Source organism: Corynebacterium sp. MSK041 (assembly GCF_030232265.1).
Classification (GTDB): Bacteria; Actinomycetota; Actinomycetes; order Mycobacteriales; family Mycobacteriaceae; genus Corynebacterium.
In genome coordinates, this window is record NZ_JASPJK010000009.1 from 58,033 (window position 1) to 71,503 (window position 13,471).

Annotated in this window: 13 protein-coding genes; 4 read left to right on the plus strand and 9 right to left on the minus strand. The window is 62.3% G+C overall.

Features of this window, described 5'->3' with window-relative positions; all coding sequences use genetic code 11:
* Window positions 1–39 precede the first annotated feature (39 nt).
* The gene (locus QP968_RS08150; RefSeq protein ID WP_284855906.1) at window positions 40–1,014 is read right to left on the minus strand and encodes an acrylyl-CoA reductase family protein; all 975 of its coding nucleotides are present in this window, start codon (window positions 1,012–1,014) and stop codon (window positions 40–42) included.
* Between the two features lie 40 nt (window positions 1,015–1,054).
* On the opposite strand from QP968_RS08150, the gene QP968_RS08155 reads away from it, so the two are divergent.
* Window positions 1,055–1,432 (plus strand): YidH family protein, encoded by a 378-nt coding sequence (locus QP968_RS08155; RefSeq protein WP_284855907.1) that lies wholly within the window; start codon window positions 1,055–1,057, stop codon window positions 1,430–1,432.
* Between the two features lie 18 nt (window positions 1,433–1,450).
* Window positions 1,451–1,783, plus strand: coding sequence for a DUF202 domain-containing protein (locus QP968_RS08160; protein ID WP_284855941.1), 333 nt, complete (start codon window positions 1,451–1,453; stop codon window positions 1,781–1,783).
* 35 nt (window positions 1,784–1,818) lie between these two features.
* Here the strand turns inward: QP968_RS08160 and QP968_RS08165 are convergent, their stop codons facing one another.
* From QP968_RS08165 to QP968_RS08175, 3 genes are read right to left on the minus strand one after another with little or no spacing between them, the layout of a single operon-like run.
* Window positions 1,819–3,162, minus strand: coding sequence for an IS1096 element passenger TnpR family protein (locus tag QP968_RS08165; protein WP_284855908.1), 1,344 nt, complete (start codon window positions 3,160–3,162; stop codon window positions 1,819–1,821).
* A gap of 21 nt (window positions 3,163–3,183) precedes the next feature.
* A complete protein-coding gene (locus QP968_RS08170) occupies window positions 3,184–3,780 on the minus strand; it encodes a pirin family protein (RefSeq protein ID WP_284855909.1) in 597 nt (198 codons plus the stop codon).
* Window positions 3,781–3,794: 14 nt separating this feature from the next.
* Window positions 3,795–4,925 (minus strand): MFS transporter, encoded by a 1,131-nt coding sequence (locus tag QP968_RS08175; protein WP_284855942.1) that lies wholly within the window; start codon window positions 4,923–4,925, stop codon window positions 3,795–3,797.
* Between the two features lie 137 nt (window positions 4,926–5,062).
* On the opposite strand from QP968_RS08175, the gene QP968_RS08180 reads away from it, so the two are divergent.
* Window positions 5,063–5,791: a YwaF family protein gene (locus QP968_RS08180; RefSeq protein ID WP_284855943.1), complete on the plus strand. Its 729-nt coding sequence runs from the start codon at window positions 5,063–5,065 to the stop codon at window positions 5,789–5,791.
* Here QP968_RS08180 and QP968_RS08185 read toward each other — a convergent pair.
* The 5 genes from QP968_RS08185 to aceA all read right to left on the minus strand — a co-directional run bounded on the left by QP968_RS08185 (window position 5,788) and on the right by aceA (window position 10,616).
* The gene (locus QP968_RS08185; protein WP_284855910.1) at window positions 5,788–7,389 is read right to left on the minus strand and encodes a bifunctional ADP-dependent NAD(P)H-hydrate dehydratase/NAD(P)H-hydrate epimerase; all 1,602 of its coding nucleotides are present in this window, start codon (window positions 7,387–7,389) and stop codon (window positions 5,788–5,790) included. The two genes, QP968_RS08180 and QP968_RS08185, sit on opposite strands and share 4 nt — an antisense overlap.
* Before the next feature lie 45 nt (window positions 7,390–7,434).
* Complete coding sequence (locus QP968_RS08190) at window positions 7,435–7,644, minus strand: hypothetical protein (protein ID WP_284855911.1); 210 nt, start codon at window positions 7,642–7,644, stop codon at window positions 7,435–7,437.
* 47 nt (window positions 7,645–7,691) lie between these two features.
* Complete coding sequence (locus QP968_RS08195; protein WP_284855912.1) at window positions 7,692–8,501, minus strand: Fpg/Nei family DNA glycosylase; 810 nt, start codon at window positions 8,499–8,501, stop codon at window positions 7,692–7,694.
* Between the two features lie 4 nt (window positions 8,502–8,505).
* Window positions 8,506–9,003, minus strand: a complete 498-nt coding sequence (gene rraA / locus QP968_RS08200) for a ribonuclease E activity regulator RraA (protein WP_284855913.1) — start codon at window positions 9,001–9,003, stop codon at window positions 8,506–8,508.
* A 320-nt stretch (window positions 9,004–9,323) separates the two neighbouring features.
* The gene (aceA, locus tag QP968_RS08205; RefSeq protein WP_269965548.1) at window positions 9,324–10,616 is read right to left on the minus strand and encodes an isocitrate lyase; all 1,293 of its coding nucleotides are present in this window, start codon (window positions 10,614–10,616) and stop codon (window positions 9,324–9,326) included.
* Window positions 10,617–11,103: 487 nt separating this feature from the next.
* Here aceA and QP968_RS08210 point away from each other — a divergent pair, with 487 nt between their 5' ends.
* Window positions 11,104–13,308 carry a malate synthase G gene (locus tag QP968_RS08210; RefSeq protein ID WP_284855914.1) on the plus strand — a complete coding sequence of 735 codons (2,205 nt, stop codon included), beginning with the start codon at window positions 11,104–11,106 and terminating at the stop codon, window positions 13,306–13,308.
* The last annotated feature ends 163 nt before the right edge of the window (window positions 13,309–13,471 follow it).

The window sequence follows — 13,471 nt, forward strand, 5'->3', positions numbered from 1 at the left end:
TCTGGGGCTCTTGTCAGCGGGGTGGAACCTTTGAGCAAATTATAGCTCAACGACGGTGCGACCGTGGCGCGCGTTGCCGGCAAGCAGGTCGGCGCCGGCCTGGATGGCGCCTTCGAGGTCGACGGTGTCGGTGTAGGAGCGGAGCTTGTCCACGTCGAGGGATTCGGCGAGGATGGCCCAGGCTTCATCACGGAAGGCGGCGGGGGCATCGACGGAATTGATGCCGGCGAGGTTGACGCCACGGAGGATGAACGGGATCACGGTGGTGTCCAGGTCCGGGCCGGCGGCCAAGCCACAGGAGGTGACGGTCCCGCCCCACTGGACCTGGGCGAGCAGGTTGGCCAGCGGGGTGGAGCCGACGGTGTCGATGGCGCCACCGAAGCGGGCCTTCTGCAGTGGCTTGCCTTTGTTGGCCAGTTCGGCGCGGTCGATGACGTCGATGGCGCCGAGTTCGCGCAGGTAATCGCTATGTTCCTCGACGCGGCCGGTGATGGCAGCGACCTCATGACCACGGGCGGCAAGCAGTTGGATGGCAATAGAACCAACACCACCTGTGGCGCCGGTGACGGCAACGGGGCCGCGGACGGCACCGTCCTCATGGTCGGGGCGGGAGTTGGTGAAGCGCTCGTAGGAGGCCACGGACATGGCGGCGGTGTAGCCAGCGGTGCCGATGGCGGCGGCGGTCCAGGCGTCGAAGGTGGCGGGGACGCGGGTGATGTGGGAGGCGTCGATACGCAATTCGGGCGTGTAACCGCCATTGCGGCGCTCCCCGATGCCCCAGCCGTTGACGGTGACGAGTGTGCCGTCTTCGAGCGTGCCCACGGCGTCGATGCCGGGGACGATGGGTAGGGTGCGCACAACACCCTTGTTGCCGGCGAGAGCCATGCCGTCCTTGTAATTGACGGAGGAGTGGCTGACGTGAATGAGGGTGTCGCCTTCGCCGGCGTGCTCCGGGGTGGTGTCGACGATCTGCGGGCCGTTATCAGTAACAAGGAGAGTCTTCGTAGCGGTCATAGTCCCCCAGCGTAGGCATATTTCCATAGACTGTGCAGATATGAGCTCGAAGACCCACGATGAACGCGACGTGTTCACCCGCACCGTTTTCCCGGACGGTGAAGAGCCGGACCCACGCTTCACGCTGGCCAATGAGCGCACGTTCCTCGCGTGGACGCGCACTGCGCTGGCGTTTCTGGCCGGCGGTATCGCGCTTGAAGCATTCGGGATCGGAGGGTTGAGCCCCGATGTCCGCCAAATCGCGGCGGTGGCGCTCATCCTGGTGGGTGCCGCCATTGCGACGGGCGCGGCAGTGCGGTGGGTACGCATTGAGCGGGCGCTGCGACACAAAAAGCCACTGCCTGCGCCAGGCATCGTGCCGGTGCTGGGGGTTGGTGTGGCGCTGGCCAGCGTCATCGTCCTGGTTGGGCTGTTTTAGGAGCCTGGTGTGTCGCGCATGAACCACTCCCCCATCCCCGTTGCGGACCTGGGCTTGCAGCCAGAGCGCACCGCGCTGTCCTGGACGCGCACCGCGTTGGCCATGTTCGTGGCATCCTTGACGCTGCTGCGCTGGTCAGTGCCCTATTCGGCGCTGGTGTTCGGGGCGATTGGGCTGCTGTGTTGCATCGCGCTGGTGATCATCGCGCGCAACCGGGCTCAGTACCGCGTCGGGGCAGAGGGCATCAAGCAGGAACAGGTGCGGGCCAATGTTTTCGGGGTGTTTGCCATCACCATCGGCATGGCCATGTTCGCGGCCATTGGGTTGTTCCTGGTGTTGGATGCGGGCTGAGTGCGCACTGTGGTGCTTGGTGGCACTTTGTGGCGCTAGTCCTCCGGGAAGGTCAGCATGATCGCCAGGACCTCCCGGCCGGGGGTGGTGTGCACGATGTTGCCCGGGGTGGAGTTCTGTTCAAGGACACCGAGGGCGATGAACAAGTCGACCACAAACTCCGGGTTCTTCGGTCGCTGTGTGTCACCGGTTGGGTCGGCCACCCAGCTCAGTACTTCCTCGGCGTCCTCGGCGTAGACAGCGCTGAAGTAGAGGTACAGGTCCTCCTCGAAGCAGGTCAGAAGAACGTCCGCCTCTTCAGCAACGGCTGTTCCGCCGGGTAGGGAGAAGAGGTAGTTATCCTCGACTTCCAAATAGTCCCTGACCTGCAGGAAAGAGCGAAGCGCGTTGACGGGTGGCACAGCCTCAGCAGCGTGGTTGCCGGGCTCGAGGGCAAGACCGAAGTTCTCTGCCAGGGTGCGCACATCACCGGGGCGAAGGGTCCCCTTGTTAGTCAGTTTCACGCCCTCCATGCAGTGGTCCAAGAAGGCACGAATATTGGACACGATGCGGGTGAAGGGATACAGATCAACATCATCACCATCCGGCAGGTGGTCGGCGAAGAATTCCGACATCGCGGCGATCACGGCTGGGTTCCGCTCTGGATTGGGGTCAAGGGAGATGATCTGCTGCAGGTCAGGGCGGGAATTGATGAAGGAATCGAAGTCCTCCGCAATACCTGGCGTGCGGGGATCTTCGGTGAAATCCTCCGGCTCAGGCATGAAGAAATCCTCGGAGGAATACGCCATACGCTCTGCCACGGTGCAGTGATCAGTGGTGGACAAACGCTCGATGAGGCGCTCCGGGGACATCACCGGCATGAAGCTGAGCAGCAGCGGCGAGATCCGCATGTCCGGTTCCAGGCCAGCAGCAAGGCGCATCGCCTCGCGGTGGAACGCCGTCATCATCTCCGGGCCACCGCAGGCTTCGATGACGTCGGGCCCCTGCGCGTTCACCAGCATGGGTGCCGGCGAATCAATGTCGGAGATCCCCAGTACCTCAAGGTGAATAGTCCAATTCGCCGCCGGGTCATACACGTAGGTCATCTCACCGATATCACCGATGGCCAGCGTGGTTTCATCCTTCTCATCGGCGCCGGGGGATGCGGTGTAGAGGGTGCGTTGGCCATCTTCCTCAGCGATGTAGATGTGGTTGGGGGTGCCGGAGAAGCCAAAAGCTGCGTCGATAAGCAAGGCAAACGAGCCCAGGTGCATGTGGTCTGAAACATTGACCAACCTGGTCACTTGCGGGCTGGAACCTTCCAAAGTCAGGAGCAGCGTGATGATCATGTTGCCCACATTACGGCCCAGAACTCCTCCGTGGGGGCCGATATTGTCCACTTAAGTGGACATCGGGAGAATTTAACGCCCGCCGAGCAGAATCGCGGACACCGCGCGATCGGAGACGTTGACCACATTCAGGGTCTTCGCGCCGGGCTGAGTGATGGCAATCGTGGCGGGATCCAGGCTCTCATTCTCCAGAAACAGGCCCTTGTCCAGCGCAATCACGCCGTGCGTGAAAGTCTCATCCACCACGAACACGAACTCCGCGCCGGGCTCCACGCGCAACTGCGCGCCGAGCATCGGACGTGCGGTTTCCACGGGGCTTGTCTGCCCAAAAAGCTTGCCGACGAACACCAGGCCCTCCCCCGCCACCCCCGAATCAAACCCAGTGAGGGAGAACGGCAGTGGCTTGTACTCCGCAAAATCCATGGTGGTGGGCGTGCATGCGCTGTCAGTGATACCCAGTTGGAAGCTGGTAGCACCCGTGCGTGCACCGGGCAGGAGAGTTTCCGTGCCACTGACCCAGGTGAGCACCTGCTTGTTCGGATTGCCAGCGCGAGCAGAGGTCCACCCGCCAAAGGTCTCACCGTCCGCCAGTGGCAGGCGACGGAAGGTCACCTCCGCAGCACCTGGGCGCGGTTCGGGAGGCGTGAAAGCGGAATCGGTGCCAGTCATGCGGACAGATTACATCAGCGCAAAAGGGGCCGGGCGCGGAAACTTAGCTCGGCAGCAGCGAGCAGCGCAAGAGCAGCGGTGATCAGTAGCGTGCCAGGCAGGTAACCAGCATCCACCGGCAACGCACCCACGGCGGAACCACTGGCAATGCCCACCTGGAATGTCACCACATAAATGGAGGATGCGCGGTTTTGGTTCGCCTCCCCAGCATGGAGGAACAACGTGGTGGCGGCGGTGGGCAGGCCACCACCGGCAACACCGAGCAGCATGATCACAGCCACGGCGAAGACCAACGCCAGTGCCGGTGTCGTGCCTTTGAGAACCAGCGCGCAGAAACCAGCGAGGCCAGCACACAAGATCAAGCCTGTGCCCAGGGCATTCATGCGCAGCATCCGGCGGTCTGAGCGTTTGCCCGCAGACAGCACGCCGACGATGCCGAACAGACCATAAGCAAACAGGCCGAGGGCGACGTAGGAGTGGCCGAGGGTGTGCTCCACAAACAGGCCCAAGTAGGTATAAGTGCAAAACAGCGCCGTAATCACCAGCGCCAGGTACACCACCAGCGCTGGAAGCGCGGAGCGCAGCTCGACGCCCTCTTCTTTCCCCCGCGGTGGCACGGCAGGCAGGGAGGGCAAGAAGAACATGAGCAGCACAAACGCCACGGCCACGAGCGCACCAAGGATCCACGTGGCACCACGCCAGCCCACGGCACTACCCATGAGTGTGGTCAGCGGGGAGCCCGCCACCAACGCCATGGTGGAACCCAAAGACACCACGCCCACCGCCTTCGCCGTCATTCCTGGTGGGGCCATACGCGCGGCCATGGGGTTGACCAAGGACCAGAACAAACCGTGGGTCAAAGCTGCGCAGACGCGACCCGCCACCAACATCCAGTAATTCGCGGCCAAGCCCTGAAGAACGATGCCCGCCAACAGGAAGCCAAGAGTGGCCATGAATACCGGTTTGCGGTCAAAACGGGAGGTCAGCTCCATGAGTGGGATGGTGATGATGGCAACGATGCCGGCATACACCGTCATTAACAACCCCACCTGGCCTTCCGTCACACCCAGGTCAGCCGCCATTGGGCTGATCAAGCCGATGGAGAACATCTCAAAGGTCACGTACACAAACGCGGCAAAACCCATCGCGTTCAATGGCACGTAGGGGAAACCCAGGGAGGGTGAAGACAGCTTTGAAGACACACTGCAACGCTAGACCTGAGTGGCAAGAATTGCATGTTGCCGAGGCCACGCATAAGCAGAAAAAGTGCTAGAACGTGAATATGCCCAATCAACCGCCACCATGGACGTCGCGCCACACGGGCAAGACGTATCCCACGATCCGGCAATTCGACGGCAAACACCTCGCTGCAGTTGTGCTGTTCATCATGCTGTGTGGTGTGCTCGTGGTCGCTGTGAAGCGGCTCCCGCGCGGCACAGTCAAGGCTGCACGCCGGGTCGCTGGCGCGATCATGGGGATCATCACCACCGTGTACTTCATCTGGGTGCTCAACCCGAAGCGCCTGGTGTGGGATGAAACCGCGCCATTTCATGTCACTGACCTGCTGCGATACATCACGCCACTGGCCCTTGGCACCGGCAATCCAACGGCGACGGCGCTGTCCTACTACTGGGGGCTCTTCCTCAACCCCATGGCCATTTTCTTCCCGGACATGGCGTATGTGCAGGACAAGAAGTGGCTGCAAGAGCTCGCCTATTGGTACTTCCACATCGCCGCGACAGTCGTGCCCGTCGTGCTCACCTTCGGCCTGGGCTACCGGCCGAGCTGGAAAGACTGGCGCGTGGTCGCCGGCATCACCATGGTCTGGGCCGCGGTGTCCGGCGTGGCTAACAAGGTCACGGGTGGCAACTACTTCTTCTCCAACGGGCATCCGCGCGGCTGGTCACCGCTGAAGTTCTTCGGCCCGTGGCCCTGGTATTTGCTCATCTGCGCGCCGGGCCTGCCGTTCGTGTTTGCGCTGATGACAGGTGTGTGGCGGCAGAACCGCTAAAAAGCCCGGGACTTTTTAGCCCGATTTCCCGCGGGCTCTGGCGGCAGAATTCGCAACTTCGCCGTGGCGGCGGGGATGGCCTCCGCGATCTTGGAAGCGCTCGTCGGCCCCGGCCCGAACTCCGTCTGTGCGGAGAGCCACGCCGCGGTGGCGTGAATGATCACGGATTGCGCCACGCCCAATGTGGCCCTGCCCCACCGCGCCTGCTCACGCGCCATCCGTGCGCCCATGATCCCGGCAAGCACATCACCGGAACCAGGCGTGGCCGCCCACGACGTGCCGGTGTCCACCACGATCGTGTGGTCCCGCGCCGGGTCGGCCACGATGGTCGCCCGTCCCTTGCGCACAACAGTGCAGTTCAACGCCTGGGACAGAGCCTGTGTTTCCTCCCAGCGGCTCGCCGGCTCAATGCCCAGGGCATCACGCAGCCGTTCACACTCGCCATCGTGTGGGGTCAGCACCGTCTCTCCGGGCCGCCCGCGCACTAACTCGCGCAGTTCGGGGTCGGTGGAAAGGAGGGTGAGGCCGTCGGCGTCGATAAGCAGTGGCTCCTCGCGCCCCAACAACAACGCCAACTCGCCGCGCGCCTGCGAATCCGTGCCCACGCCCGGCCCGAAGACCCACGCCTGCACGCGCCCTGCATCCTCAAGCCTTTGCTTCACGACGACCTCCGGCAGCCCCTGCACCACCTCCCCCGCCTGCGGCCCCGCATACCGCACCATCGCCGGCGTGGCGCGCACCGCACCCGTTGTGGCCAGTACCGCCGCACCCGGGTATGTGGCACTACCAGCGCGAATGCCCACGACGCCGCCGGTGTACTTGTCGTCGTAGAATCCCGGCTCCATGAGCGGTTCGTTGTCGGCGGGCAGTGGGTCGAGGCTGTCCGGCCACGGTTGGGGTGTTTCGCCGGGGACGGCGCGGAAGAGCACCGTGTCGCTGGTACTCACGTCTAGCTCATCCGCGATGGTGCGGCCATCGGCGATGGACGGCTGCGCCAACAACTGAATCCCGCACTCCGGCGCCAACCCGTGCGCCCGGCGCCATCCGCCAAACGTCACCGTTGCATCCGCAGTGACGTGGATGTCCCCGCATTCCCCCGTATCCGCATCGACCCCGGACGGCACATCCACCGCCAACACGTGCGCGTACCAGTCCGCCAGGCTGTCGAGTACCTGTCCGACCTGCTCATCCAGACCACCCGCGCCGCCGATGCCTGTCAGTCCATCGATGGCGAGGCGGTAATCACGGCAATCCTCGGGTGCGTCTTCGAGCACCGTGCCCCCAACGTCTGTGAACGCCTTTAGTGCCGGCTCATGCGCACTCCCCCACGCCAACCACGCATCTACCGCATGCCCCGCCAACGCGAGCTCCGCCCCGGCATACAACGCGTCACCCCCATTGCCGCCCTTGCCCACGAGCAGCAAACACTTCGGCGACTCCCGAAAATCCCCCACAGGATCCGGCCACCCAAGCATCGCCTCTGCCGCTTTAAACACGGCGTGAGCTGCAGATTTCATCAGCTCATCAGGCGCACTCTGGGCCTTAAGCAGTGGCTCCTCGGCCGCACGGATCTGTTCAGCTGTGTAGGCATGAAGCATGGCTCCCACCCTAGTCGCGTTAACGCTAGCGGTCGAGGGGATTAGTTAGCCAGCAAGGACCTCGCTCACGTTTGTGCAATCCACCTTCATGCCCATGTTGAAGGTCTTCTGGCGGAAAGGTTCCTGATCAGGCACCACTTTCAAACCATCGCGGGCAAGCTCATTGATGACGTGACCGATACTCGAGTTCTGCTGCGCGGCCGTGGTTTTGGCGGCCATGTACACGTCATCGTCTAACCTGATAGTGCGCCTCATGGGGTCAACCTATCACCATTGGTGACGCAGGTAAAAGACCTTTTGGCCTACTGGCAGCCCGGACACCAGTACAGTTTGCGGCCCTCCACCACCTTCATCTCAATGGGCGTGCCACACACGTAGCAAGGGTCGCCGGCGCGACGGTAGACGTACACCTCGCCGCCGTGGTCGTCCTTGCGTGGGGGTCGGCCCATCGCCTCCGGGGTGTGCTCGGGGCGGACGGTATCAATCCGGCCATGGTCGACGCCGTAGTCCATGAGCTCGGCTAGGTCCGTCCACACCGCATCGAACTCGCTGCGGCTCAACTGATTGCCGGGCAGAGCCGGGTGAATCCCCTGCCGGAACAGCACCTCAGCACGGTAAATATTGCCCACACCAGCGAAAAGCTTCTGGTCCATCAGCTGCGACCCAATCGTGCGCCGGGAGCGCGACACCCGCTCAAACAAGGCGTCAGGCGGCTCCTTCTCCACGATCGGGTCAAAGCCAGACTTATCCGCGATTGCGTCCGCCTCCCCCTGCCCCATCAAAAGGCATGCCTGGGGTCCACGTAGGTTCGCGGCCACAGTGCCATTGGAGATGTGCAGGCGCATCTGCCCCCACTCCTCATCCGCCGGCTCAAAGCGCAGCGAACCAATCAGCCCAAGATGGATGTACACCACCCTGGTGTCCCTCTGTTCCGTTTCGAAAGGAATGAACAGGTGTTTGCCGTGGGCGTGGGCGGTGGTGAGGGTGGAGCCGTCGATAAGCTTTGCTTCCTTGGCGAATCTCCCCTGCGGGCTGGTGACCTCGACCTCGCGGCCGCCGAACTCCGCGTTCAGCTGGCGCGCGAGGCGATGAAGAACATGACCTTCGGGCACTTGTTTACTTCGGCTCCACTGGGTTCTTAGACACGACGACGCCGTCCGAATCGGCGTAAACGTAGTGGCCAGGGACGAATTCAATGCCGCCGAGGCGCAGCACGATGTTCTGCTCACCCACGCCGTCCTTGTTGGACTTGCGCGGGTTTGTGCCTAGGGCCTTGCAGCCGAAGTCCATGGTGGCAACCTCGGCGGAGTCGCGGATCGGGCCGTTGATGATCACGCCGGCCCAACCGTTCTTCACACCGGCGGCGGCGATCATGTCGCCCATGAGTGCGGTGTGCATGGAGGCGTGGCCATCCACAACGAGGACCTTGCCCTCACCCGGGGAGTTCAGCGTCTTCTTGACCAGGCCGTTGTCCTGGAAGCAGGAGATGGTCTGGATCTCGCCGCAGAATTCGACCTTGCCGCCGTAGTTGCGGAACTGGATGTCGCAACTTTGCACGTCCTTGTCGTGGATATCGGCGATGTCGGCGGTGGCGATGAACTGGATGTCGGTCATGTGTGCTCCTTCGTTCGTGGTGTTTTTCGGGGATTGATGGTTACTGAGTTTACGCTTTTCAGTGCACGTTTTGGGGCGTGGTCTGTGTCGGGTGGGTTGTATTCGTCCTCCTTCTGGGGTTGATCCCGGCGGGAGTTGTACACGATTTTCGAAAGTTGGGAGCACGTCCTGGGAAAATAGTGATTTTGTGCACGATTTTTTAAATTCAAGTGCAGCCAACCCCCAGCCCGCCCCAGCCCCAGCCCACCCCAATCTGAGCAAAGAGAAAACCCGCACTACACAACGGCAGTGCGGGTTTCTAGTCAGATCAAGCTACAAGCTTAGAACTGGCCTTCCTCCGTGGAGCCCTTGAGGGCGGTGGTGGAGGAGTTCGGGTCGACGGTGGTAGCAACGCGGTCGAAGTAGCCAGCGCCAACCTCGCGCTGGTGCTTGACAGCGGTGAAGCCGCGCTCGGATGCTGCCTGGAACTCGCGGTTCTGCAGGTCGACGAACGCCGGCATGCCCTCGCGAGCGTAGCCGTAAGCCAGGTCGAACATGGAGTAGTTGAGGGCGTGGAAGCCAGCCAGGGTGATGAACTGGAAGGTGAAGCCCATCTTGCCCAGCTCCTTCTGGAACTTGGCGATCTCCTCTGCGTCCAGGTGGGAGGACCAGTTGAAGGATGGGGAGCAGTTGTAGGCGAGCAGCTGGTCCGGGAACTCAGCGTGGACGCCCTCGGCGAACTTCTTAGCCAGCTCGAGGTCCGGGGTACCGGTCTCCATCCAGATCATGTCAGCGTACGGAGCGTAGGACTTAGCACGCTCGATGCACGGCTCGACACCGTTCTTGACGTAGTAGTAGCCCTCAGCGGAACGCTCGCCGGTGAGGAACTTAGCGTCGCGCTCATCAACGTCGGAGGTCAGCAGGGTTGCAGCCTCAGCGTCGGTGCGGCCGATAACCACGGTTGGGACGTTGAGGACGTCTGCTGCCAGACGTGCGGAGGACAGGGTGCGGATGTGCTGCTGGGTCGGGATGAGGACCTTGCCGCCCAGGTGGCCACACTTCTTCTCAGAAGCGAGCTGATCCTCCCAGTGGGTACCAGCGGCACCAGCCTGGATCATTGCGCGCTGCAGCTCGTAGACGTTGAGGGCGCCACCGAAGCCGGCCTCACCGTCAGCGACGATCGGCACGAGCCAGTTGTCCACGGAGTCATCGCCCTCGACGCGTGCGATCTGGTCTGCACGGGTCAGAGCGTTGTTGATACGACGGACAACGTTCGGCACGGAGTTAGCCGGGTACAGGGACTGGTCCGGGTAGGTGTTGCCGGAGAGGTTAGCGTCACCAGCGACCTGCCAACCGGAGAGGTAGACAGCCTTCAGGCCAGCGCGGACCTGCTGAACAGCCTGGTTACCGGTGAGGGCGCCGAGGGCGTGGATGTAGGAGCCGTCGCCCTTGGTGATGCCGTCCCAGAGGATCTCAGCGCCACGGCGTGCGAGGGTCTGCTCCTCGATGACGGTGCCCTGCAGAGCCTCAACCTGCTCAGCGGTGTAGTCGCGGGTAATGCCCTTCCAGCGCGGGTTCTCGTCCCAGTCCTTCTGGATCTCCTGTGCGGTACGAGCCTGTCCTGTGGTGGTCATGTGGTCCCCTTTCTGACGGGATCTAAGTTGGAAGCTTCCACTCAACTTCGTGTTTTGGGCGTGTGCGTGGGCACAGCGCTGTAGACATGGTGAGTTGAGCCACGCCCTTGGCGTTCATGTCCAGTATCCCTATCTGTGAACCGCATAGTCAATACATATGAGGGGTTACGTTTTTTAAGGGGGTGAGTTGGCTCGCTGTTTCTTTGTGTTCAAGTACCTTGCTTATCGACGAAACCGCAGGCCACCCCCGCTAATTTCCCCTTGTGGCGTGGGACTTTGGTGCGTGAAGGGGATTTTGTTTGGGGTGAAAAGGCGGGCAAGACGGAGCGGTTTGATTCACGAATTCGGGGGTGATGGGGGGAGCGTCGATAAGCAAAGGCTTAACGCAGGTGACCGCCCTCACTAAGCTGGCTTGCACATGCCCGTGCCACAGGCACTGCCTAGAATGGGTGGGCGAACACAAAGTCTGGCTGAAAGGATCTCATTTATGACGACACCGCAATTCGAGGACCGCACCGAGCGCGTCGAGGTGGCTGGGCTGGCTGTGGCCCGCCCGCTGTATGACTTCGTGGTGGAGAAGCTGCTCCCCGAGATCAACGTTGATGCCGATAAGTTCTGGGGCGATGTTGCTAAGTACTTCGCTGACTTGACCCCGAAGAACAAGGCACTGCTCGCTCGCCGCGACGAGCTGCAGGCAACGATGGACCAGTACTACCGCGACAACCCGGGCCAACCCGATCCGGCGGCGCACGAGGAGTTCCTGCGCTCCATTGGTTACCTCGTGGATCAGCCGCTGGACGGAGCGATCCGCACGGAGAACGTGGATCCGGAGTTCGCTTCTGTTGCTGGCCCGCAGCTGGTTGTGCCGATTACGAACGCCCGTTTTGCTATCAACGCAGCTAACGCGCGTTACGGCTCCCTGTATGACGCGCTGTACGGCACTGATGCTATCCCGACGGATGGTGGTGCTGAGCCGGGCAAGGGCTACAACCCGGTCCGCGGTGACCGCGTGATTGCGTGGGCACGTAACTTCCTCGATGAGGCTGTGCCGCTCGAAGGCGCATCCCACGCTGACGTGGACTCCTACGAGATTGCGGAGGACGGCTCCCTCAAGATCGTGTCTGAGGGCAACGAGGTCTCCCTGAAGGACCCGGCAGTGTACCTCGGCTACCAGGGCTCCAAGGATGCGCCGACCGGTATTGTGCTGCGCCACAACGGCCTGCACATCATCATCAAGATCGATCGCGAGCACCCGGTGGGCAAGACCGACCGCGCTGGCGTTGCTGACGTGGTGCTGGAGTCCGCTGTCACCGCGATTATGGACTTTGAGGATTCCGTCGCTGCTGTTGACGGCACCGATAAGGCTGGCGCATACGAGACCTGGTTCGGCCTGAACCGCGGCGACATCTCCGAGACCGTGACCAAGGGCGACAAGACCTTTGAGCGCACCCTGGCAGATGACGTCACCTTCACCGCCAAGGATGGCTCCGAGGGATCCCTGCACGGTCGTGTGATGATGCTGTGCCGCAACGTTGGCCACCTGATGACTACGCCGGCGATCCTCGTGGACGGCGAGGAGGTGCCGGAAGGTCTGCTCGACGGCATCATCACCGTCGCCGCTGCTATCCCGGGTCTGCGCGAGGGCAATGCCCGCGGTAACTCCCGCGTTGGCTCTGTCTACGTGGTGAAGCCGAAGCAGCACGGTCCGGATGAGGTCGCTTTCACCAACGAGATCTTCGACCGTGTCGAGGAGATCCTGGGTCTGCCGAAGCACACCGTCAAGGTGGGTGTCATGGACGAGGAGCGTCGCACCTCCGTCAACCTGGACGCCTGCATCATGGCTGCTGCTGACCGCCTGGTGTTCATCAACACCGGCTTCCTGGACCGCACTGGTGATGAGATCCACACCGCTATGCAGGCCGGCCCGATGGTCCGCAAGGCAAACCTGCAGACTGCACCGTGGAAGATCGCTTATGAGAACCACAACGTTGACGCTGGTATCGCTCACTCCCTGCCTGGCCGCGCCCAGATTGGTAAGGGCATGTGGGCAGAGACGGATCACATGGCTGCTCTGCTGGAGAAGAAGATTGGCCAGCCGCGTGAGGGTGCAAACACCGCATGGGTTCCGTCCCCGACCGGCGCTACCCTGCACGCCACCCACTACCACCAGGTAGATGTTCACGCTGTTCAGGATGAGCTGCGTGCCGCTGGTCGCCGTGATTCCCTCAAGGGCCTGCTCACCGTCCCGGTCAGCATCGAGGGCGATGTGTGGTCCGATGCAGAGAAGGCTGAGGAGCTGGACAACAACTGCCAGTCCATCCTGGGCTACGTGGTCCGCTGGGTTGAGCAGGGTGTTGGCTGCTCCAAGGTGCCGGACATCCACGATGTGGACCTGATGGAGGACCGCGCAACGCTGCGTATTTCCTCCCAGCTGTTGGCTAACTGGCTCGTCCACGGTGTCATCACCGAGGACCAGGTGTTGGATTCCCTGAAGCGCATGGCTGTGAAGGTCGACGAGCAGAACGCGGGCGACCCGAACTACCTGCCGATGGCGGCGGACTACGACAAGTCCATCGGTTTCCAGGCTGCGAAGGACCTCATCTTCAAGGGCACCGAGTCCCCGTCTGGTTACACGGAGCCGATCCTGCACGCGAAGCGTCGTGAGTTCAAGGCTGCACACGGCCTTGCTTAAACAGCCCTAGGGCTGTTTAAGCAAGCAAAAGCACGGGTCCAGGCCTTAAGCAAGGATTGAGGCTTAGAGCTCAGAGCCCAGGTTGCCGTCTACCTGCGAGAATTTTGCGGAGGTAGGTGTCAGCCTGGGCTCTTTTGCGTTGTGTGCGTGTAGTCTTTAGTGC